The organism is Reyranella sp. GW821-FHT14A01 (assembly GCF_058803965.1).
On sequence record NZ_JBXAPM010000016.1, the window covers coordinates 33560 to 56478 of the forward strand.

Consider the following 22919-nt stretch of genomic DNA (forward strand, 5'->3'; position numbering starts at 1 on the left):
GGTTGTTTCCTCCCTTATGGTTTGGATTGACCACCGGATTTGGGCAGGAAGCAATGCTCCATCGCGGGAAAACGACGGGCCTTCACGTCGGCTGAATAGGCAGCGGCGGCCTCGGAGATCTTTCCGCTGAGGTCGGCATAGCGCTTCACGAACCGCGGGGTGAAATCGCTGAACAGGCCGAACACGTCCTCGGACACCAGGACCTGGCCGTCACAGGCCGGCGAGGCGCCGATGCCGATGGTCGGGATCGAGATCGATGCGGTGATGGCGGCGGCCACCGGCTCCAGCGTACCTTCCAGCACGACCGCGAAGGCGCCGGCCTCGGCCACTGCTTCGGCATCACGCGTGACCTGCCTGGCCTCTTCCTCGGAACGGCCGGTCGCCTTGAAGCCGCCGGCGACATTCACAGCTTGCGGCATCAGCCCGACATGGGCGCAGACCGGGATGCCGCGCTGGGTGAGGAAGCGCACCGTCTCGGCCATGACCTCGCCGCCTTCCAGCTTCACGCCGCTGGCGCCGGTCTCGGCCATGATCCGCGCGGCGCTATGGAAGGCCTGTTGGGGACTGGCCTGGTAGCTGCCGAACGGCAGGTCGACAATCACGCAGGCGCGCGACGAACCCCGCATCACCGCCGAGCCATGGGCGATCATCATGTCGAGCGTCACGGGCACCGTGCTCTCGAAGCCGTAGACCACCATGCCCAGCGAATCGCCGACCAGCAGAAAGTCGACATGCGGATCGAGCCAGCGCGCCATCTGCGTGGTGTAAGCGGTCAGGCAGACGATCGGCTCGCCGCCCTTGCGGGCGCGGATCTGCGGCGTGCTGATTCTCCGGGCGGCGGTGACAGCGCTCATGATGTCCTGACCTCTCGAACGGCTGCTAGTGAATGACGAACCGCGGCAGCAGCATCCTGATCGACAGGCCGCCGCCCGGGCGGTTGGCGGCGATCACCTGGCCGCCCAGTGCCTCGACGTTGCGCCGCACGATCCACAGGCCGAGGCCCGAATGCTCGACGGCACGGTCGCTGCCTATGCCATCCTCGGGACGCAAAGAGAAGTAGCGTTGGAAGACGCTGTCGATCTTCTCGGCATCGATGCCCGGCCCTTCGTCGTCGATTGTCAGTTCGACGGTGTCGGTGGAGACGCGCAGCGAAACGGCGATCTTCGTGCCGTTGGGCGAAAAGCTGATGGCATTCTCCAGCACGTTCTGCAGGACGATCTCCATCATGCCCGTCGCCGTGCGGACGACAGCGCCGCGGTCGAGCTTCACGACGAGCCCGATGTCGCGCGCCGCCAGGATCTCGCGGAAATGCCGCGCCGCATCCTCGACGAGGAGGGCGAGGTCGGTGGGCACGCGCGGCGCGTCGATCAGGTCGGCCGTCCCCATGTCGTGGCGCTGGGCGGCATTCACGAGGTTCAGCAGGCGGGCGAGGGAGGAATCGACGATCTCGAGCGCACGCCGGGCGCGCTGGTCTTCCTCCGGTACGACGCGGCGCACCGGACGCAGCGCCGACTGCACGGCGGCGAGCGGCGTCTTGAAGGAGTGCGCATTGTCCTCGGCCGACTGACGGATCTCCCGCGACACGCGACGCAGCTCGTGCACCAGCCGGTCGAAGTCGCGCGCCACGCCCGTCAGCTCGGGTACGGTGTTGCGCTGGACGAAGGTCGCATCGACGGCGCGGCCCAGCGCGATCTCGTCGGCGACGTTGCGGAAGCGGCGGAGGCTGAGGCGGATGCCCAGCGCCACCAGCACGGCGAGCAGCGCGCCCACGAGATAGATCGCGGCGGCGATGCGGATCTCGCGCGTCTCCCAGTAGGGACGGCCGATCGAGGTATTGAGGAAGTCCGAGGCGGCATGCGTGGTCGTCAGGATCCAGCAATTGCCGCGGGCACGGATCGGGATGATCGAGGTCAGCAGCTCGACGGTGCCGTCGGCGCGGCGGTAGCGCATCTCGTCGGACGCGTTCCAGGTGCAGGCCTCGGACAGGCGTTGCAGGATGCCGCGTTGGCCCAGCTCCTCGAGCTCGGCCGTCACGGCCTCGGGCCCCAGCGGCGGCGCCGACGCGACCAGGTAGAAACGGCTCGTCGTGCGCGCGTCGGGTGGCTGGAACATCAGCTTCAGCACCGTGCCGCTGCTCGAATATTTTTCGAGTTCGCGGTTGAGGCTCATCGGCTCAGAAGGATCGGTCTCGCGCAGCACCGGCGCCAGCGCCTCGGCGATCAGGGCGCTGCGGTCCTGGAGGGCGCGCGTCACCAGCATCTGCATCTGGCTGTCGGCGCTTTCGAACTGGCCGTAGAGGACGATGGGCAGCGCCACGAACAGGCCGATCAGCGCCACCAGCTTCAGGGTGAGCGACGCGGCGAGGCGGCGCAGCACCGGGAGCTTAGTCCTTGCCCCAGCGGTAGCCGAACGACTGGTAGTTCTGGATCTCGGCGAACTCCGGATCGATGGCGCGGAACTTGTTGCGGATGCGCTTGATGCAGGAGCGGACGTTGGTTCGATAGCCATTCTCACCGCTCCCCGCGATGAAGCCGACATAATGCATGCAGTCGTAGACGGCGCGGTAGCTGACGTAGCTGCCGATGTTGGCGGCCAGCGTATGCACGATCTTGAACTCGGTCACCGTCAGGTTGAGGTCGGTCTCGTCCCAGAAGGCGCGGCTGACCGTGGGCTTCAGAAGCAGGCGGCCGCAATGGAAGTTGCCTTCTCCGTCGGCGCTCACCGGCTTGTCGGCGCGATCGGCGATCAGGCGCAGGCGACGGGCGAGGATCGGCACGCCGCGCGACTTGTCGACGAAGTCGATGGCGCCGCGCTCCAGCGCGAGCTGCTCGTAGTTGGGCTCGCTGTGCCCGGTCAGGAACACCACCGGCAGGTTGATGCCGGCGCGCTGCAGCTTGGGCAGCAGGTCGATACCCGAGACGCGCGGCAGGCTCCAGTCGAGGACGACGATCTCGATGTCGCCGGCGGTTTCCAGGAACTCGACCAGGCCGGTGCCATCGCGGAAGGCCGCGACATCGAAGCCGTAGTCGCCCAGCTCGCCGCTGGCGGCCTCGCGGAAATCGTCATCGTCTTCCACGAAGGCGATGCGGACCCGCCGCCCGGCCTCGGCTTCAGCGTCCGGCCGGAAGCCGGGCTCGGAGCTGGGCCAGGCAGAGGCGTCGTCCTTCATCTGTGTCGTCATCGCTCTTCACCTTGTACGAGAGGGTTCCGTACTGCTTGGTTTCGACATCCGGATAGAGCTGGATGTCCAGAGTGCACTTGTCGAAGCGGTAGCGCCACTGCTTGCCGGGAGGGCGCGTCTCCTCGCTTGCCGGAGGACCGAGCGCGGCGCGCAGTTCGGATTCACGATAGCCCGTGAGAACCGGGGGCGCAGTCTCGACGGCGGGAGCGGGAGCTGGAGCAACGTCGGCCGCAACATCGGCTGACGCACTGGCAACGACGCCGGTTGGCCTCGCTGGGCGTGCGGGTGCTGGAGGGCGCGGTGGGGGCGTGGGCGTGCGCGCGGTCGCTGCAGAAGGCGGGGCTCGCGACGAACCGATGCTTGCGAGATCGTTGCGCGCCGCCTGCAACACCTCGCATCCGGAGAGAAGGAGCACTCCCAGTCCCACGCCCAGGGTCCGTACCGCCAAGGTTCCAATCGTCATCCGCATCCGAGAAAACCTGCTGAGACGCCTAAATTGGCCATGTGGCGGGTTTGCGGCACGGTGTCGTGCCAAAACAGCGCGATTCCCATGGGAAGAGCGCCATCTATCTCTCAGGATTGCGGTGAGTCGTCACCCGGGGCAAGCACGATTTAGGGTAAGAGACGCGTCCGCCGTATGGAGAAACCATGGACATCAGCAAGGACATGACCACTGCGCCGGGGGCGATCCGCCGCGTCGACTACACGCCGCCGCCGTTCCTGATCGATACCGTCGACCTCGATGTCGAACTCGGGAAGGAGACCACCAGCGTCGTCGCGCGCCTTGTCGTTCGGCGCAATCCGGCGGCCGTGACGAAACCCGCCGACATGGTCCTCGACGGCAAGAAGATGGAACTGCTGTCCGTCCGACTCGATGGCCAGCCAGCCGTGCACGAGGTGACGGCAGAGACGCTGACCGTCCGTGCCGTTCCCGATAAATTTGCACTCGAGATCGCGACACGGCTTCGCCCGCAGGACAATACCGAGCTCACGGGCCTCTACAAATCCCGCGATCTTTTCTGCACGCAATGCGAGGCCGAGGGGTTCCGCCGGATCACCTACTTCCTCGACCGTCCCGACGTGATGGCGCGCTACACCACCCGCATCGTGGCCGACCGGGCGCTGGCGCCGGTGATGCTGTCCAACGGCAACCTGGTCGACAGCGGCGCCCTGGACGACGGCCGGCACTTCGCCCGGTGGGAAGATCCGTTTCCCAAGCCGTCCTATCTCTTCGCCCTGGTCGCTGGTCCCCTCGAATGCCTGGAGGATCGGTTCACGACCCGCTCCGGCCGCGAGGTGACCTTGCGCATCTACGTCCGGCCCGGCGATGTCGGACGCTGCGGCCACGCCATGGAGTCGCTGCAGAAGTCGATGAAGTGGGACGAGGATGTCTACGGCCTCGAATACGATCTCGACATGTTCATGATCGTCGCCATCGACGACTTCAACATGGGCGCGATGGAGAACAAGGGGCTGAACGTCTTCAACTCGAAGCTCGTACTGGCCAATCCCGAGACGGCGACCGATCTCGACTATCATTCGATCGAGGCCGTCATCGGCCACGAATATTTCCACAACTGGACCGGCAACCGCGTCACCTGCCGCGACTGGTTCCAGCTCTCCCTCAAGGAAGGGCTGACCGTGCTGCGCGACCAGCAATTCTCGGCCGACATGGGCTCGGCGGCCGATGCCCGCATCGACGATGTGCGCCGCCTGCGCGCCGGCCAGTTCCCCGAGGATGCCGGGCCGATGGCCCATCCGGTGCGGCCGGATTCGTATATCGAGATCAACAATTTCTACACCGCGACCGTCTACCAGAAGGGCGCCGAGGTGGTGCGGATGATGCACACGCTGCTGGGGCCGGAGCGCTTCCGCAAGGGCATGGATCTCTACTTCCAGCGCCATGACGGCCACGCCGTCACCTGCGACGACTTCGCGAGCGCAATGGAAGATGCATCTGGCGTCGATCTCGGCCAGTTCCGCCTGTGGTACGCCCAGGCCGGCACGCCGGACCTCAGGGTCGAGGGCAGCTACGACGCCGCCAGCCGGCGCTACACGATGACGGTCGGACAGAACCTGCGGCCGACGCCGGGACAGGCCGAGAAGAAGCCGATGCATATCCCGCTGTCGGTCGGCCTGCTCGATAGTGCCGGTCGCGACCTGCCGCTGAAGCTCGTCGGCGAAACGGCAGCCGGCGGTACGACGCGCGTGCTCGACGTGCGCCAGACGCGCGACGTGTTCGTCTTCGAGGATGTGCCGGAGAAGCCGGTCGCCTCACTGCTGCGCGGCTTCTCGGCGCCGGTGAAGCTCGACGCGCCGCGCTCCGACGAGGAGCTGACCTTCCTGATGGCGCACGACAGCGATCCCTTCGCGCGCTGGGAAGCGGGCCAGCAGCTCGGCGCCCGGCTGATCCTCGAAATGGTCGAGGCGCGCAGGGTCGGGCAGCCCATGGCCGTGCCGGATCTGTTCGTCGACGCCATCCGCCGCACGCTCGACGACCAGCGGCTCGATCGTTCCTTCATCGCCGACGCGGTGACCCTGCCGGGCCTCGCCTTCCTCGGCGAACTCATGCCGGAGATCGACATCGAGGGGCTGTGGGCTGCGCAGCAGCGCGTTCGCGGCGTCCTGTCCGATCAGCTCGCCGATCGCTGGGGCTCCGTCTACGACGCCAACCACGATACAGGGCCTTACCGATTCACGCCCGACGATGTGGGTCGCCGTCGCCTGCGCAGCACGGCGCTGTCGTACCTGTCGACCGACAAGGGCGATGCGGCGCGGCGGCGAGCCGTCGAATATTTTCAGCGCGCCAGCAATATGACGGAATCGATCGCGGGCCTCACCGTGCTGGCGGAACTGGGCGGCGCCGAAGGCGAGGCGGCGCTCGCCTCTTTCTACGAGCGCTGGAAGGATGAGCCTCTGGTCCTCGACAAGTGGTTCGGCATCCAGGCGCGCACGCCGACGGACGGGACGCTCGAGCGCGTGAAGCGCCTCGTCGACCATCCGTCCTACGACCGCAAGAACCCCAACCGCGTCTATTCGCTGATTGGCGCCTTCGCTTCGGGCAATCCGGTGCAGTTCCACGCGGCCGGCGGCGACGGCTACCGCTTCCTCGCCGACCAGGTCCTGGCCACCGACAAGCTCAATCCGCAGATCGCCGCGCGCCTGTTGAGCCCCCTCGGTTCGTGGCGCCGCTACGACAAGGGACGCCAGGAGCTGATGAGACGCGAGCTCCAGCGGATCGTCGCGGAGCCGGGCCTGTCCCGGGATGTCTTTGAGATCGCCTCCAAGAGCCTCGCCTGATCCCGGTTTTCCTCACTCGGCAAGTATATTTCTTCACTTTCAATGCCACTTGAAAGGTTGCTGTAAGGATGCAATATTAAGTTCGTGTTGTGGGAAAATTGAGTTTTCGGGTCGGCGTGTGGGAACGCCGACCCGGGACCTTTTGGGATCTAAAACTATGGAAACAAAGACGAAATTGATCGTTTCGGCTGTGGCTGGCGCTGTCCTGTCGATTGCCGCTTTTGCCTATGCCCAGACGGCCGTGTTCGCCGATTCGACCGGACCGCAGGCCGCCCCTCAGATCGCGGCGGTGACCCAGTCGTCGAGCATGCCGGGTGAAACGACTTGTGCGTCGCAGCATCAGGAGCGGCCGGGCCTCTCGACCTCCGACCTGCTGGCCGACAGCTACGAGATCAAGGCGGCCGTTCCGGGCGGCGTCTGGCTGCAGAAGAAGAAGGATGTCTTCTTCTGTAACTCGGGCGTCACGCGGGACGACGAGACGATGTGCTGGAAGCTTCGCGCCCCGCTCAAGGGCCAGAACTGCATCGACGCCCAGAACAAGGCCCGGGCGAAGGCGCTTCCGTCCTAGGCGCCGCTATCTAAAAGACATTGCGCGGACGGGACTGTTTCAGCTCGTCCGCCATCTTCTCCGCGATCATGACCGTCGTGAAATGCGTGTTGGCGCGCACGACGGTCGGCATGATCGATGCGTCGATGACGCGCAGGCCTGAGACGCCGATCACGCGGCATTCCGGATCGACCACAGAGTGCGGATCGTCCGCCGCGCCTATGCGGCAGGTGCCGCTGGCATGCTGGGCATCCGAACACTCGTCGAACATCCAACCGTCCAGGGCCTTCGCGTCGAACGGGTCCTCGATCGAACGGCCGGTCGTGCCGTACTCGACCCTTGTCGAGATCGCCTTGAAGGCGGGCTGCAAACAAAGGATCCGCATCCGCTGCACGCCGTCCCGCATGCGTACAAGGTCGCTTTCGTCCGACAGCATGCGTTCGTCGACCTGCGGATCGATGGCGGGATCGCGCGTCGTGATGCGCACCGTGCCTTCGCTGAAGGCCTGGAAGGCCGAGACGGCGAGGCGCGCCCGCGCGGTGCCGCCATCTTCCTCGGGGCGCAGGTTGCCGGCGATCATGATCATGTCGTTGATGCCCGCGCCCGCCAGCTCCGAGGAATAGCGCAGGCAACAATTGGTGTGGCGGTGCATCAGCGTGCTGACCCGCGCATCGTCGCGCAGGTCGAGCATCAGGCCGAGGATCGGATGGTCGAGCAGATGCTCGCCGACCGGCCGCTCGGCCACGACCTCGATACCCAGGCTGGCGAGCAACGAACGCGGGCCGATGCCGGAGCGCTGCAGGATCGCCGGCGAATGGATGGCGCCCGCCGACAGGATGACCTCGCGGCGCGCCCGCACGTCGCGGGCTTCACCGCCGATATTCACGCGGACGCCGCTGACATGCGGGCGATTGCCTTCGAATTGCAGCGTGTCGACGATGGCTTCGCCGACGATCGTGAGGTTGGACCGGCCGCGCGCCGGTTCGAGATAGCCGTCGTTGGTCGAGATGCGCAGGCCCTGCCGGCTGTTGATCGCGTAGGGCCCGACGCCGGTGCCGGTCGGCGCGTTGTGATCCTCGCACCACGGATAACCGAGGCCGAGCGCCGCCTCCCGTAGGGCGCGGTCGACGGTGCCCCATTGATCGATGGGCGCACGATAGACCGGGAGCGGGCCCTCATTGCCGTGATAGGGCGCGTCGCCGAAATCGACATCGGTTTCGAGCTTGCGGAAGTAGGGAAGGCAGGCGTCCCAGTCCCAGCCCGTGGCGCCCAAGCTCGCCCAGTCCTCGAAATCCTCCGGGATGCCGCGGATGGCGATCTGGCCGTTGATGGTCGAGCTGCCGCCGATCGCGCGGCCGCGCCACAGGAGCTTGGGCTCCTGCCGTTCGGTGCGGCGCGCCAGCAGCTTCGGGTAGCGGTAATTGTCGTCGCCGATGGCGCGCAATGGATTGGGGATGCGCAAATGATGCGGCGTCTCGGCCGTGCGAAAGTCGCGGCCGGCTTCGAGCAGCAGCACGCGCAGTGCCGGATCCTCGCTCAGCCGCGCGGCGAGCGTCGCGCCGGCCGAACCGCCACCGATGATGATGTAATCGTACTCGTTGTCCATGAAGGCTCACTGCTCTCGAAGGGCTGGCATGCTTCTTGGTAGAATGCCACCGCCCGTTCAGAAAGCCGCACGCAAAAGGAGCGCCGCATGGTCGCAAATGTCCTGGAGGTCAATCCCGAGCGCCTGTGGGACAGTCTCGAGCGATCGGCGGAGATCGGACGCTTCCGCGATGTCGGCCTGCGTCGCCTCGCCCTGTCGGCCGAGGACAAGCAGATGCGAGACCTCTTCGTCGACTGGGCGAAGACGGCGGGCTGCACGGTCGAGGTCGATCGCCTGGGCAATATCTTCGCGCGGCGGCCGGGCACCGATCCGTCGCTGCCGCCGGTCGCCATCGGCAGCCATCTCGACACGCAGATCTGCGGCGGCCGCTATGACGGCATCCTGGGCGTTCTGTGCGGCCTGGAGGTCGTGCGCACGCTGAACGATCGCGGCCTGCAGACCAAGCGCGGCATCGAGGTCATCTGCTGGACCAACGAGGAAGGCGCGCGCTTCAACCCACCGATGATGGGCTCCATGGCTTTCGCCAAAGTGATCTCCCTGGAAAGCGTGCTGGCCACCACCGACGATGCCGGCATCACGGTCGAGCAGGCGCTCGACGAGATCGGCTATGCCGGTTCCGCGCCGGTGGGCCGCACCTTCGATTCCTATCTGGAGCTGCACATCGAGCAGGCGCCGGTGCTGGACCGCGAGGGCTGCGACGTCGGCATCGTGGTCGGCGGCTACAAGACCCAGGCGCTGCGGCTCACGATCAACGGCGATACCGGCCATGCCGGCGGCACGCCGATGGCGATGCGGCGCAACGCGCTGGTCGGCGCGGGTTACGTCATCGCCGCGGTCAACGATATTGGCCTCGCCTATGCCGTCGACGAAGGCCGCACCACGACGACGCGGATCGAGAGCTTCCCCAACCTGGCCGGCACCTATGCCGAGCAGGTCAAGCTCACCATCGACTTCCGCCACATCGATGCCGAACGCTTCAAGGCGATGCGCGCCGAGGTCGACGCCGCGATCGTCGCGGCCGCGAAGAAGGCCAATGTCGAGATCGAGGTCGCGGAAGGCTGGAGCTGGGGCAGCGAGCTGTTTGCGCCCGAATGCATCGAGCTGCTGAAGTCGACCGCAAAGGAACTCGGCCTGCCCTATCGAGAGATGCGCAGCCAGGCCGGCCACGATGCCTATGCGGTGGCGACGATGGCGCCGACCGCGATGATCTTCACACCCTGCTTCGAGGGCATCAGCCACAACGTGAACGAGGCGATCGAGCTCACCCGCTCGGTGCCGGGTGCCAATCTCCTGTTGAACGCTGCCGTTACCCGGGCGAACCGCTAGCCCTCAATTCGTCACTTCAGTGGCATGGGAATTGCGTCGATTCCGCAAAGACTGTTCGCGTTTCGCGGCCCGTTGGAACGGGTGGGCATGGGGATGCCGTCATCGTCGAAGTGTCTGGGGGCGCTGGCGATCGGTGACGTGAAAGCGGCGGACGGCGTCCTTTCATCCGACGAATGGTGGCGACATGAAGCGGCGAGTTCTTCTGCAAGGTGCGGCGGGTGCAGCGTTTCTGGCGGGCACGGGGGCGCCTGCGATGGCGCAGAGCCGCGCAGAAACCCTGCGCTATGTGACGGGCGCAACCATCAACACGCTCGACACGACCATGCCCGGCGCGACGCGCGAGGCGTTCGGCCTCAGCATGAACGTCTACGACCGCCTGTTCAGCTTCGGCCGCAAGAAGGTGGGCGAGAATTGGGCATTCGATCCCGACACGATCCGCGGCGAGCTGGCCAAGTCCTACAGCATCAGTCCGGACAATAAGGTCATCACCATCACCCTGCGCACCGATGCGACCTGGCATGACGGCACGCCGGTGACGGCGGAGGACGTGAAATGGTCGCTCGACCGGCACGTCACGGCGAAGTCGCTGGCCGCGCCGCAGTTCACCACCGGCTCGCTGACCAGCGCCGACCAGTTCAAGATCGTCGATCCGCAGACGCTGACGGTGACACTCGACAAGCCCGATCGGCTGGCGCTCGCGAACCTGTGCGTCTGCTACGCCATCATGATCAACAGCAAGCTGGCGAAGAAGAACGCTACGGCCGAAGACCCGTGGGCGATGGAGTGGATGAAGACCAACACCGCCGCCAGCGGTGCCTACATCGTGGACAGCCACAAGCCGGGCGAGAGCACTGTGCTTCGCCGCAACGAGAAGTGGGTCGGCGGCGCCGGCAGCGCGCTGCCCTTCTTCAAGCGCATCATCATCCAGACCGTGCCGGAGCCCGCGACCCGCGCCAACCTGATCGAGCGCGGCGATGCCGACCTCGCCATCGACCTGGCGGCCAGCGATCTGCCGACCATCGAGAAGTCGGCCAAGTCCAAGGTCGTCTCGATCCCGCAGACCAACGGCTTCACGCACATCTCGATGAACACGCAGATGGCGCCGTTCGACAATCTCAAGGTGCGCCAGGCCGTTGCCATGGCGCTGCCCTACGAGGACATGTTCAAGGCGGCGATCTTCGGCCGCGGCACCAAGCTCTACAACGGCACCTGGGCCACCGTGCCGCCGGATGCGAGCTTCCCGCAGGCGATCCCCAACAAGACCGACCTCGCGAAGGCCAAGGCCCTGCTGGCCGAAGCGGGCCATCCCAACGGCTTCTCCACGACCTTCGCCTTCACCGCGGGCCAGACGGCGACGGCCGAGCCGATGGCGGCGCTGGTCAAGGAGTCGCTGGGCAAGATCGGCATCCAGGTCGAGATCCAGAAGAAGCCCGACGCCGAGTTCAACACGCTCGAGTCGGAAAAGAAGATGCCGCTCTTCACCGACGGCGCAACCGCGTGGCTGCCCTACACCTATTACTTCTTCTATCTCTACTTCACGCGCGACCAGCGTTGGAACTTCGCGAGCTGGAAGAGCAAGAAGATGGAGGAGCTGACGCTCGACGCCCGTTACCAGACCGACAAGGCGAAGTACGAGGAGGGCTGCAAGCAGATGATCGAGCTGTTCAACGCCGAGACGCCGTTGGTCATGCTGTGGCAGCCCAACCACGACGCCGTGATGGCCAAGTCGGTCGACGGCTACACCTACCAGTTCTATCGCCAGGCCGACTTCCGCGACCTCAAGCGGGTCTAGCGCCGTGCTGGCCGGCATCCTGCGCCGGGTCGGCCGCCGACTGCTGGCCTCGATCCCGGCCCTGTTCGGTGTGGTGGTGGTCACCTTCGTGCTGATGCGCGTGCTGCCGGGCGATCCGGCGGTGTTCTTCTCCTCTGGCCCCTCCGCCGGCAAGGAGGAGATCGAGGAGCTGCGCCGCAGCATGGGTCTCGACAAGCCGATCCCGGTGCAGCTCGTGCGTTACCTGGGCGAGGTCGCCACCGGCAACCTCGGCCGCTCGATGACGACGGGTCAGCCCGTCGTATCGGACATGACGCGCCGGCTGCCGGCGTCGCTCGAACTCACCTGCACGGCGCTCTTCATCGCGCTGATCTTCTCCATCCCGCTCGGCGTGGCGGCGGCGCTGCGGCCGGGCACCGCGATCGACCATATCGTGCGCATGCTCTGTACGCTCGGGGTCTGCGTGCCGACCTTCGTGTCGGGCCTGCTGCTGATCTATGCCTTCTACTATCTGCTGGGCTGGGCGCCCGATCCGACGGGACGCATCGACATCTTCGCCTCCGCGCCGCCCGACATCACCGGCTTCTTCCTGATCGACTTCGCCCTGAAGGGCGATTGGGAAGGCTGGATGGCGGCCTTCTCGCAGCTCCTGCTCCCGGCCTGCACGATGGCGCTGTTCGTGCTGGCGCCGCTCGCCCGCATGACGCGCGCCTCGATGCTGGCGGTGCTGGGCAGCGACTTCATCCGCACCGCGCATGCGATGGGCCTGTCGCGGCTGCGCATCATCGTGGCCTATGCGCTGCGCAACGCGCTGCTGCCGGTGCTGACCATCACCGGCATCGTTTTCTCCACCATGCTGGGCGCCAATGTGCTGGTCGAGAAGGTCTTCTCCTGGCCCGGAGTCGCCTCCTATGCGCTCGATGCGCTGCTCGCCTCCGACTATGCGCCGGTGCAAGCCTTCGTGCTCCTCATGGCGATGATCTTCGTCCTGGTGAACGTCACGATCGACGTGCTCTACGGCATCGCCGATCCGCGGGTATCGGTCGGATGAGCGATCTTGCGCTGGGCCGCTCCTCCACCGGTCGCCACATCGTCTATGTGCTGCGCTCCAACCCGGTCACGGCGCTGGCGGCCACGGGTACGCTGATCCTGGTCCTGATCGCGATCCTCGCTCCCGTCCTGGCACCCTACGATCCCGTGGCCTCGAACGTGCCGAAGGCGCTGCAGCCGCCGTCCCGCGTGCATCTCGCCGGCACCGACCAGCTCGGCCGTGACATATTGAGCCGCATCATGTGGGCGGCGCGCCTCGACCTGATCATTGCGGTCTCGGCGGTCAGCCTGTCGTTCGTCGCCGGCGCGGTCATCGGCGGTTTCTGCGGCTATCGTGGCGGGCGCCTCGATCGCTGGGTCGGCCGCTTCGTCGATGTGCTGATGGCCTTCCCCCTGTTCGTGCTGGCGATGGCCCTGGTCGCCGCGCTGGGCAACCGGGTCGAGAACATCATCATCGCCACGGCGGTCATCAACCTGCCTTTCTACATCCGGTTCGCGCGTGCCGAGGTGAACGTGCGGCGCAACGCCGGCTGGGTCGAGGCGGCACGGGCCTGCGGCGACAGCCATCTCTCGGTGGTGCTGCGTGTGCTGTTGCCCAACGTCCTGCCGGCGATGGCGGTGCAGATCTCGCTCAATCTCGGCTGGGCGATCCTGAATGCGGCCGGCCTCTCCTTCATCGGCCTCGGCGTCACCGCGCCGACCCCGGAATGGGGGATCATGGTGGCCGAGGGCGCGCGCTTCATCACCACCGGCAAGTGGTGGCTGGTGGCGATGCCGGGTCTCGCGCTGATGCTGACGGTGCTGTGCTTCAACTTGCTGGGCGACGGGCTGCGCGACATCCTCGATCCGCGGATGCGGACATGACGCAGGACCTGCTGCGGGTCGAGAAGCTGCAGGTCGCCTTCTCGACGCGCCACGGCACCGTCACGGCGCTGCACGGTATCGACATCGCGCTGAAGGCCGGCGAGACCCTGGGCATCGTGGGCGAGAGCGGCTCGGGCAAGTCGGTGACTTCGCTCGCCGTGATGCGCCTGCTCGACCGCGCCGGCAGAATCACCGGCGGTCGCGTCACGTTCGAGGGGCGGGACATCACGCATGCGGGCCACGCCGACCTGCGGCGGCTACGCGGATCGGCGCTGTCGATGATCTTCCAGAACCCGCGGGCGGCACTGAACCCGATCCGCACGGTCGAGCAGCAGATCGTCGACGTGCTGGCAGCCCACGGCAAGCTGTCGCGCGCCAATGCGCGGACCCAGGCGCTCGACCTGTTGAAGGCTGTGCTGATCCGCGATCCTGAAGCGCGATTGAGCGCCTATCCGCACGAACTGTCGGGCGGCATGTGCCAGAGGGTCATGATCGCCATGGCCATCGCCTGCGAGCCTGTCCTGTTGATCGCCGACGAGCCTACCACCGGCCTCGACGTGACGACGCAGCAGACGGTCATGGAACTGCTGGCCCGCATCCAGTCCGAACGCGGCATGGCGATGATCCTGATCACGCACGATCTCGGCCTTGCCGCGCGCTGGTGCGACCGCATCGCGGTGATGGAAGCGGGCCGCGTGGTCGAGCAGGGCGAGACCGTGGCGCTGTTCCAGGCGCCCTCCCATCCCTATACGAAGCGCCTCGTGGCCGCCTCGCCGACTCGGGCCTCGACCCTGGCCGACCTCGCGCCGGACGCGCCGCCGGTCGTGACGGCACCACGTGAGCGCAAGCCGGGTACGCCGCCGCTGCTCGAACTGGTGCATGTCGTGAAATCGTTCGGCAGCCCGACGCGTGCCGTTGACGACGTGTCGTTCAAGATTCCCCAGGGCGGCGCGTTGGGATTGGTGGGCGAGTCGGGATCGGGCAAGAGCACCCTGTCGCGCCTGATCTGCCGGCTGATCGACCCCGACGATGGCGACATCGTGTTCGGCGGCGAGTCGATCGCGCGGACGCCGGCGCGCGAGTTCCACCTCTCGCCGCGCCGCCGCGACATCCAGATCGTGTTCCAGGATCCCAACGACAGTCTCAATCCGCGCCACACCGCGTTCGACAGCATCGCCTATCCGCTGCGCCGCCTCGAAGGCCTGCGTGACGGACCGGCGCTGCAGACGCGGGTGCGCGAGGCCGCCAGCCGGGCCGGGCTGCCGCTCGACCTGCTCGAACGTTTCCCGCACCAGCTCTCCGGCGGCCAGAAGGCGCGGGTCGGCATCGCCCGGGCCATCGCGCCGCGCCCGCGCCTGCTGATCCTGGACGAGCCGACGGCGGCGCTCGACGTGTCGGTGCAGGCCGTCATCCTGCAGCTGCTCGACCGGTTGCGGCGCGAGGACGGGATCGGCCTGCTGTTCGTCAGCCACGATCTCAACGTCGTGCGCATGCTGTGCGACGATCTGGTGGTGCTGCAGGCCGGCAAGGTCGTCGAAGCGGGACCGAGCCAGTCGATCTTCCAGCGGCCGCAGGCGGCCTACACGCGTATGCTCCTGGACGCGGTGCCCTATTTCGATCCGCAGCGCACGGAGCTTTTGAAGACGGCGTGATGTCATGACGACAGGCGATCTCTCTTCCCTCGAAGCCCGCGTGAAGCGGGACCTCGAAATGACCGCGCATCCCCGTACGGAGTGGATGGCGTCGCGACTCTACAAGGGCAAGCCGGCCCTCGACGCGTTGATCGTCGGTGCAGGCCAGTCGGGCCTCTGCATCGGCTTCGCGCTGATGCGCGATCGCGTGCACAACATCCTGCTGATCGATCGCGCCCCGGCCGGCCGGGAAGGACCTTGGGTCACCTTCGCCCGCATGCCGACCCTGCGCAGCCCGAAGGACCAGACGGGGCCGGATCAGGGCATCCCCAGTCTCACCTTCGAGGCCTGGTACGACGCGCTGCGCGGGCCCGGCAGCTTCGCGGGCCTGCATCTCATCCCGAGCGGGGCGTGGCACGACTATCTGCAATGGTATCGCCGCGTGCTCGACATCCCCGTGCGCAACGACGTGGCCGCCACGGCGATCGAACCCGGCCGGCTCGACGATGGCGGCACCTGCCTGCTGGTCACCCTATCGACCGGCGAAGTCCTGGCGGCACGCAAGCTCGTGCTGGCCACCGGCCAGGACGGCACCGGCGAATGGTGGATGCCCGACTTCGTGCGCGCGCTGCCACAGGACCGCCGCGCCCATACCTGCGAGATGATCGACTTCGAGCGCCTGCGCGGGAAGACCGTTGCCGTGCTGGGCTCGGGTGCCTCGGCGATGGACAATGCCGCGGTGGCGCTCGAACACGGCGCCGACGTGCATCTCTTCGTGCGCCGGGCCGAGCCGTCGGTCGTGCAGCGCTATCGCTGGCTCACCTTCGCCGGCTTCCTGAAGCATATCGGCGAGATGCCTGACGAATGGCGCTGGCGGATCATGGGCAACATCCTCACCGCCCGCGAAGGCTTCCCGACCGACACCTACAAGCGGGTCATGGCCTTCCCGAACTTCACCATGCAGCTCAACCGCGCCTGGACCGATACGCGCATGGAGGGGGACCGCATTCGCATCGAAACGACTCGCGGGCCGTTTCACGCCGACTATGCGATCTGCGGCACCGGCATCCGCCAGGACCCGGCGCAGCGTCCCGAACTCGCCGCCTTCGCCGACAAGATCGCGCTCTGGAAGGACCGCTATACGCCGCCGCCCGGCGAGGAGGACGAACTTCTCGCGGCCTATCCCTATCTCGGCCCGGACTATGCCCTGCTCGAGCGCAAGCCGGGCGAAGCGCCGTGGCTGTCCGACATCCATGTCTTCGGCATCGGCGCCACCTTGAGCTTCGGCCCATCGGGCAGCAGCATCAACGCCATGACGACCGCGATCCCGAAGGTGGTGGCCGGTGTCACGCGCGGCCTGTTCGCCGGCGACCTGCAGCGGCACTGGGAATCGCTGCAGGCCTACGACGTCAAGCAGGTCGAGCTGGACTGGAGCCGGATGGCGACGGGTGAGGAGCCCGCTAAGGAGCGTGAGGGCCGGCGATAATGGCGCGGTCCGCTTCGTCCAGTGCCATCGGCTGGCCGTTGCGGATCATCTCGGCGAAGCCTTCGTTGGGCACCATGACCGTGAGGCAATAGAGCCGTTCGGTGCCGGTGTTTTCGATCACATGCTCGCGGCCGGGCGGCAGCACCAGCGCATCGCCCTGGGCGATCTCGTGGACGCTGCCGTCGTCGCAGCGGCAACGGCCGATTCCGCTCAGCACGTAGAACATCTCGTGTGCCGTTGCATGGAAGTGCGGCGGTGTCTTGCCGCCGACCTCGAAGATTTCTACTGCGGAGACGAAGGGCGTTCGATCGGAGAGGGGATCGACCAGCATCGCGAACTTGTTGGTGTCGGCCGGCGAGATGCGCGACACATGGCAGTCGACGGCGCGGCGCAACAGCACTTCTTTCGCAGAGGTCATCGCTTCACTCCCCGGCGGGCGTGCCGTAGCCGCCGCCACCCGACGTTTCCATCACGACCCGGTCGCCCTTGGCCAGGGTGAGGTTCTCCTTGCCCGAGAGTTCGCGGCTGCCGCCCGCGGCGCGATGGAGCGTCACCCGGAACGGCGCGCCGTCGGCGCCGCCTTGCAGCCCGTAGGGTGCGATCACGCGCCGTTCGAACATGGTGGTGAGCGAAAGCCCGTCTTCCATCACCGTATAGGCGCGGCGCATGCCGTCGCCGCCGCAATGGCGGCCGGAGCCGCCGGAGTCGCGCCGGAGCCGCTGCTCGTCGACGCGGATCATGTATTCCGATTCGACGATCTCGGCCGGCGTGTTCATCGTGTTGGTGAGATGGACGCGCACGACGGGCGTGCCGTCGCGATCCACGCGAGCGCCTTCGCCGCCGCCATGCGTCTCATAGAAGGTGCCGATGGCGCCGTCGCGCCGCTTGCCGCCGAAGATCAGCAGGCCCGCAGTGGTCGATCCGCCAGCGGTGAGCCGCTCGGGCACGGCCTTCTCGAAGGCCCGCATGATGGCATCGACCGCGCGCTGCGAGGTCTCGTGGTTGCCGCCGACCACGGGCTTGTCGATGCCGGGTTCGAGGATGGAGCCCGGCCGCGTGCGGATTTCCAGCGGACGATAGCAACCGCCATTGGGCTGGATCTCCGGCCCGGCGACCGCCTTGATCGCATAGTAGACGGCCGCCATCGCCACGAACGGCGTGGTGTTGAGCGGACCGGCGACGGCGTCGTCGGTGCCGGAGAAATCGAACTTCGCCGTCTCGCCCGCGATCTCCACGCGCACGCGAATGGCTGCGGGCCGTCCTCCCGGTCCGTCGTCGTCGAGGAAGTCCTCGCCCTCGTAGACGCCATCGGGCAGGCCGGCGATCGCCTCGCGCATCTGCGCTTCGGACAGGTCGTCGAGCCGGTCGAGCGCGGCGCGCAGGGTCGCGGCGCCGTGCTCTTCGCCCAGCCGCAGCAACCGTCCCTCGGCGGCGCGGGTCGAGGCCATCTGGGCCATCAGGTCGCCCTCGCGCTCGGCCGGTCCGCGCAGGTTGGCCAGCAGGAAGTCGCGCTTCTCCTCGTCGATGCCGTCGGCGGTGAAGAGGCGCAGCGGCGGGATGCGCACGCCTTCCTGCCAGGTCTCGGTGGCGGCGGCGAAGTAGCTGCCGGCCCAGGCGCCGCCGATATCGCCCCAATGGGCGAGGCTGACGGCGAAGGCGAACAGTTGGCCTTCGAGGAAGATCGGCCGGATCGCCTTTACGTCGGGCAAATGGTTGCCGCCGACCTCGGGCAGGTTGAGGAACCAGACGTCGCCTGGCCGCAGCCGCTCGGCCGGCACGCGTTCCAGGAACTTCTTCACCGTGAAGCTCATGACGCCGAGATGGATCGGAATGTCCCGGCCCTGCGCAATCAGGTCGCCCTTGTGGTCGGTAAGGGCCGACGACAGGTCGCCGGCCTCGCGCAGCAGGGGCGAGCGCGCCGAACGCATGACCACGAACGACATCTCCTCGGCGGCGGCGGTCAGCGCATGCCGGATCACCTCGACGGTGAAGGGATCGACGCTGTTTCTCATCGTGCATCCTCGCGAATCCAGAGATGGCCCATCGCGTCCGAGCTGAGCGTGTAACCGGGCGGCACGACGATGGTCGACCAGGCATCCTCGACGATCGCGGGACCCAAGATGCGCACGCCGGTCGGCAGCCGGTCGCGATCGTAACGTGGCGTGGGATGTGGCGCGGCAGGTTCGAACCAGCACGGAGTGACGGAAGTCGGCACGGCGCTTTCGCCCGAGATGCCGAGCGGGCCGAAGGTCGTACGCCGCGCGACCAGGGCGCGCATGCGCAGGCTCTGCATCTCCCAATGCTCCTCGGTCGCGTAGCCGTAGATCTCATGGTGGCGCTTGCGGAAGTCGCGGCCCAGGCGTTCGAGGTCGAGCGGCTGGGCGAACGGCACCTCGACGGCGTAGCTCTGGCCGACATAGCGGACGAGGGCGGTACGTTCGACGGTGATCTCGTCGGCGCCGTGCCCGTGGCTGTGCAGCGGCGCCATCAGCGCGGCGAGCATGCCGTCATGGAGGGTGGCGAAGCGGGTCGCGTCCCAGCTCGTGCTCAGCATTCGCACGGCCTGTTGCTGGGTGTAGCTCATGTCGGCGACGATGCAGCCCAGGGCGGAGAAGCCCGAGGAGAAGCGCGGCACCACGATCTCGGCGATGCCGAATTCGCGCGCGAGGCCCACGGCATGCATGGGGCCGGCGCCGCCAAAAGCGAGAAGCGTGCATTGACGCCCGTCGACGCCGCGCTCCACGGTGACCCTCGCCAGCGCCCGCACCATGGCGGCGTTGGCGACCCGCTGCACGCCCAGCGCCAACTCGATGATGCCGACGCCCAGACGTGCGGCGAGCGGCGCGAGGGCGGCTTCGGCCGCGGCGACGTCGAGCGAGATGGCGCCACCCAAGCGCTTCGTCGCGTCGAGATAGCCGAGGACCGCGTTGGCGTCGGTGACGGTGGCGCGAGTCCCGCCGCGCCCATAGGCGGCGGGGCCTGGCTCCGCGCCGGCACTTTGCGGACCGATGGAGAGGCCGCCGGTCCCCAAGGTCACCAGCGAGCCGCCGCCGGCGCCGATCGATTCGACGGCGACCATGGGCTGGCGCACCGGCCGGCCCGCGAGCTTGGAATCGGTGGAGATCTCGGCCGCACCGTTCAGGATCAGGCAGACATCGGTCGTCGTGCCGCCCATGTCGAAACTCAGCACCTTCTCGAGGCCGAGCGACGCGGCGACGCTGGCCGCGGCCGAGATACCGGCGGCCGGGCCGGACAGCGCCATCGAAAGCGGTCGCTTGGCGGCGGCCTCGGGCGAGGCCATGCCGCCCGCCGAATGCATGACGTGCAGGCGGGCGCCTTTCACCTCGCGCTGCAGGCGATCGAGATAGCGCGCCGCGATGGGCATGACGGAGGCATTGAGCACCGTGGTCGCCGTGCGTTCGAACTCGCGCGTCTCCGGATTGACCTCGTGCGACAGCGAGACGAAGGGAAATTCCTTGGCCAGCGCCGCGCCGACGGTGCGCTCATGGTCGGCGTTGGCATAGGCGTGGAGCAGCGACACGGCGATGCTCTCGATGCCCATCGCCTTCGCCTGCATCACCACCTCGTTGATCGCGGCACCGTCGGGCTTCAGGATGGCTGCGCCGGTGAAGTCGACGCGCTCGGCCAGGGCGATGCGGCGTTCCGGCGGCACCTGCGCCTCGCGTCGTGGCGGCAGGTCGAGCCGGTAGAGATGCTGGCGACCCGCGCGGCCGATATCGAGCACATCCTCGAAGCCCTCAGTCGCGACCAGGGCGACGGGTTCGACCCTGTCCTCGACGATCGCATTGGTGACGAGCGTCGTTCCATGGACGAGATCGTCGACGGACTCGGCGGCGAGATCGGCCGCCGCGAGGGCGGCGCGGATGCTGGCAACGGGATCGTTGCGCTGGGTCGGCACCTTGATCGAGCGCACGTCGCCGGTCGACGGCAGCAAGGCCACCAGATCGGTGAAGGTTCCTCCGATGTCGATCCCGACCTGCCAGCCACTTTCCGACATATCTCACGCTCCTTGGCGCCGCCGGAGCAGGATACGGGCCATTCTCCGCCGGCGTTAGACGGACGTGGGGGTGAAATGCGCGACGAGCTGGTGGGAATCGCCCGGATAGGTGAGACGGACGTGCGTGACGGGCAGGGCGGCGCGCCAGGTGCGGCGTTCGACGATCAGGCAGGCCGTGCCGGACCGGACCGACAGGGACGAGGCCACGGATCCCGACGCGTTGCTGGCGCTGATCCGATGTTCCGCCGCGGTCCAGGGGACGCTGTCGAGCAGCCATCGCCCGGGCGCCACGTCCTGGAAACTCTCGCGGGCGGCCTCGGGCACCGCTTCCAGGTTGATCAATCGCTCTTCCAGGCAAAAGACCTTCGGCCCGGCGAAATGACGGGCGACGAGCTCGATGAGGCGGCCGGTCGATTTCGTGTCGAGCCGCTCGCGATCGGCTGCGGTGCTGCGTCGCGCGTTTCGCGACACCAGCTCGAAGCGATAGGGCAGGCCCAGCGCCAGCACTTCCGCCTTGATGTCGTGGATCTCGAGGACCGCCGCCTGCGATTGCGGGCGCGTCACGAAGGTGCCGGCCTTGCGGCGGCGCTCGATCAGGCCGGCGCGGGCGAGCTTGGCCAGCACGTTGCTCACCGTCATGCGCGAGCAGTCGTAGGCCTCGGCCAGCTCGTGCTCGGTGGCGATGCGCGCGCCGGGCGCCAGCTTGCCCGACAGGATCTTGCCCTGCAGGTCGCCGAGGATCTTCTGGTGAAGGGAGGCGGGCGTACTGCTCATGAGGCTTGCAGCACCTTGTGCAGCGCCTGCCGGTAGCGCTTGCCGATCGCGTCGCGATGGATGTGCCGGCCGTCCTTAACGAGCTTGGCGCCGGCCCGCCAGACACAGTCCACGGTTTGCTGGCCGCCCGCGAAGATCCAGCCATCGAGCCACCGGTCGCGACGGCGATGTGCTAGCGCGTTGTCGTCGGCCTTCAGGCTGACGAGATCAGCCGCCTGTCCGACGGCGAGCGTCGACGACGCACCGAGCGCCTGTGCGCCGCCGGCAAGGGCTGCGTCGAACAGGCTGCGTCCCACCGACAGTGTCGACGCCTTTGCCAGCGCATTGCGCGTGCGCAGGGCGAGGCGCTGGCCGTATTCCAGCAGGCGCAGCTCCTCGGCGGCATCGATCAGGACATTCGAGTCCGAGCCGACGCCGAACCGGCCGCCACGTTCCATGAAGGATTGCGCAGGAAAGAGTCCGTCGCCGAGATTGGCTTCGGTGATCGGGCAGAGGCCCACGACCGCACCACGGGCCGCGATGCCGGCGCTCTCGGCCTCGGTGACATGCGTGGCATGGACGAGGCACCAACGCTCATCGACCGGCAGGCGATCGACCAGAAGCTCGACCGGCCGCTTGCCCGACCAGGCGAGACAGTCCTCGACCTCTTTGGTTTGCTCGGCAACATGGATGTGGACGGGGCCACTATCCGCGAGCGGCAGGATGGCCGTGATCTCCTCGGGCGTCGCCGCGCGCAAGCTGTGCGGCGCGATGCCGACCACTGCACCGGGTAACGATGACACGGCTTTGCGGCTGGCTTCGATCAGTCTGGCGTAACGATCGACATCGTTGATGAAGCGCCGCTGGCCCGGCGCGGCGGGCAGGCCGCCGAATCCGGCATGGAGATAGAAGACAGGGAGGAGCGTCAGCGCGATGCCGGTCTCGCCGGCCGCTGCGGCGATCCGCGTCGCCAGTTCCGCGATATTCGCATGGGGCACGCCGCTCGGGTCGTGATGCACGTAGTGGAACTCGCCGACGCGGGTGAAACCGCTTTCGAGCATTTCGAGGAAGGCCTGGGTGGCGATCGCCTCGACCTCCTCGGGCCCCATATGGTCGACGAAGCGGTACATCGCCTCGCGCCAGGTCCAGAAACTGTCGCTCGTGCTGCCACGCTGCTCCGTCAGACCCGCCATGCCGCGCTGGAAGGCGTGGCTGTGCAGATTCGGCAGTCCGGGCAGGCCGATCCCGTGGATTTCATCCCCCGCCTCGGCCGGGGTGTCCTTCATCAAGGTTTCAATCCGGCCGTCCACCATGGTGAGGCGCACGCCGTCGGCCCAGCCGTCGGGCAGGAGCAGGGAGCGAAACCAGAGACCGGTTCTGGACATG

At 67.3% G+C, this 22919-nt stretch carries 17 protein-coding genes; 8 read left to right on the top strand and 9 right to left on the bottom strand.

All coding sequences use genetic code 11. The annotated features are described in order from the left end of the window. Positions 1-14: 14 nt before the first annotated feature. From panB to AC1ROX_RS25410, 3 genes are read right to left on the bottom strand one after another with little or no spacing between them, the layout of a single operon-like run. The gene (panB, locus tag AC1ROX_RS25400) at positions 15-854 is read right to left on the bottom strand and encodes a 3-methyl-2-oxobutanoate hydroxymethyltransferase (RefSeq protein WP_493130492.1); all 840 of its coding nucleotides are present in this window, start codon (positions 852-854) and stop codon (positions 15-17) included. Positions 855-879: 25 nt separating this feature from the next. After that, the gene (locus tag AC1ROX_RS25405; RefSeq protein WP_493130495.1) at positions 880-2376 is read right to left on the bottom strand and encodes a sensor histidine kinase; all 1497 of its coding nucleotides are present in this window, start codon (positions 2374-2376) and stop codon (positions 880-882) included. A 7-nt stretch (positions 2377-2383) separates the two neighbouring features. Beyond that, positions 2384-3181: a response regulator transcription factor gene (locus tag AC1ROX_RS25410; protein WP_493130497.1), complete on the bottom strand. Its 798-nt coding sequence runs from the start codon at positions 3179-3181 to the stop codon at positions 2384-2386. A gap of 648 nt (positions 3182-3829) precedes the next feature. Between AC1ROX_RS25410 and pepN the strand changes: the two genes are divergently transcribed. After that, positions 3830-6481, top strand: coding sequence for an aminopeptidase N (pepN, locus tag AC1ROX_RS25415; RefSeq protein WP_493130499.1), 2652 nt, complete (start codon positions 3830-3832; stop codon positions 6479-6481). A gap of 175 nt (positions 6482-6656) precedes the next feature. Next, positions 6657-7049: a hypothetical protein gene (locus AC1ROX_RS25420; RefSeq protein ID WP_493130501.1), complete on the top strand. Its 393-nt coding sequence runs from the start codon at positions 6657-6659 to the stop codon at positions 7047-7049. 10 nt (positions 7050-7059) lie between these two features. On the opposite strand, the gene AC1ROX_RS25425 is transcribed toward AC1ROX_RS25420, so the two are convergent. Then, positions 7060-8634 (bottom strand): GMC family oxidoreductase, encoded by a 1575-nt coding sequence (locus tag AC1ROX_RS25425; protein ID WP_493130503.1) that lies wholly within the window; start codon positions 8632-8634, stop codon positions 7060-7062. Positions 8635-8721: 87 nt separating this feature from the next. Here AC1ROX_RS25425 and AC1ROX_RS25430 point away from each other — a divergent pair, with 87 nt between their 5' ends. The 6 genes from AC1ROX_RS25430 to AC1ROX_RS25455 all read left to right on the top strand — a co-directional run bounded on the left by AC1ROX_RS25430 (position 8722) and on the right by AC1ROX_RS25455 (position 16762). Continuing rightward, positions 8722-9960 (top strand): Zn-dependent hydrolase, encoded by a 1239-nt coding sequence (locus AC1ROX_RS25430; RefSeq protein ID WP_493130505.1) that lies wholly within the window; start codon positions 8722-8724, stop codon positions 9958-9960. 184 nt (positions 9961-10144) lie between these two features. Continuing rightward, a complete protein-coding gene (locus tag AC1ROX_RS25435; protein ID WP_493130507.1) occupies positions 10145-11752 on the top strand; it encodes an ABC transporter substrate-binding protein in 1608 nt (535 codons plus the stop codon). 4 nt (positions 11753-11756) lie between these two features. After that, entirely contained in the window at positions 11757-12782 is a 1026-nt protein-coding gene (locus AC1ROX_RS25440; RefSeq protein ID WP_493130509.1) for an ABC transporter permease, read from the top strand. Further along, positions 12779-13645, top strand: coding sequence for an ABC transporter permease (locus AC1ROX_RS25445; RefSeq protein WP_493130511.1), 867 nt, complete (start codon positions 12779-12781; stop codon positions 13643-13645). The genes AC1ROX_RS25440 and AC1ROX_RS25445 overlap by 4 nt, the downstream gene beginning before the upstream one ends. Next, complete coding sequence (locus tag AC1ROX_RS25450) at positions 13642-15297, top strand: dipeptide ABC transporter ATP-binding protein (RefSeq protein WP_493130513.1); 1656 nt, start codon at positions 13642-13644, stop codon at positions 15295-15297. Before AC1ROX_RS25445 ends, AC1ROX_RS25450 begins: the two co-directional genes overlap by 4 nt. Before the next feature lie 4 nt (positions 15298-15301). Further along, on the top strand, positions 15302-16762 hold the full coding sequence (locus AC1ROX_RS25455) for an FAD/NAD(P)-binding protein (protein WP_493130515.1): 1461 nt from the start codon (positions 15302-15304) through the stop codon (positions 16760-16762). Here AC1ROX_RS25455 and AC1ROX_RS25460 read toward each other — a convergent pair. Genes AC1ROX_RS25460 through AC1ROX_RS25480 form a run of 5 tightly spaced genes read right to left on the bottom strand, consistent with a single transcriptional unit; the run spans position 16737 to position 22918 of the window. Next, complete coding sequence (locus tag AC1ROX_RS25460; RefSeq protein ID WP_493130517.1) at positions 16737-17180, bottom strand: cupin domain-containing protein; 444 nt, start codon at positions 17178-17180, stop codon at positions 16737-16739. The two genes, AC1ROX_RS25455 and AC1ROX_RS25460, sit on opposite strands and share 26 nt — an antisense overlap. A 4-nt stretch (positions 17181-17184) precedes the next feature. Beyond that, complete coding sequence (locus AC1ROX_RS25465; RefSeq protein ID WP_493130519.1) at positions 17185-18774, bottom strand: hydantoinase B/oxoprolinase family protein; 1590 nt, start codon at positions 18772-18774, stop codon at positions 17185-17187. Continuing rightward, positions 18771-20780 carry a hydantoinase/oxoprolinase family protein gene (locus AC1ROX_RS25470; RefSeq protein ID WP_493130522.1) on the bottom strand — a complete coding sequence of 670 codons (2010 nt, stop codon included), beginning with the start codon at positions 20778-20780 and terminating at the stop codon, positions 18771-18773. The genes AC1ROX_RS25465 and AC1ROX_RS25470 overlap by 4 nt, the downstream gene beginning before the upstream one ends. Positions 20781-20834: 54 nt before the next feature. Beyond that, positions 20835-21554 carry a histidine utilization transcriptional repressor HutC gene (gene hutC, locus AC1ROX_RS25475; protein ID WP_493130525.1) on the bottom strand — a complete coding sequence of 240 codons (720 nt, stop codon included), beginning with the start codon at positions 21552-21554 and terminating at the stop codon, positions 20835-20837. Next, complete coding sequence (locus tag AC1ROX_RS25480; protein WP_493130720.1) at positions 21551-22918, bottom strand: formimidoylglutamate deiminase; 1368 nt, start codon at positions 22916-22918, stop codon at positions 21551-21553. Before AC1ROX_RS25480 ends, hutC begins: the two co-directional genes overlap by 4 nt. Position 22919 lies beyond the last annotated feature (1 nt).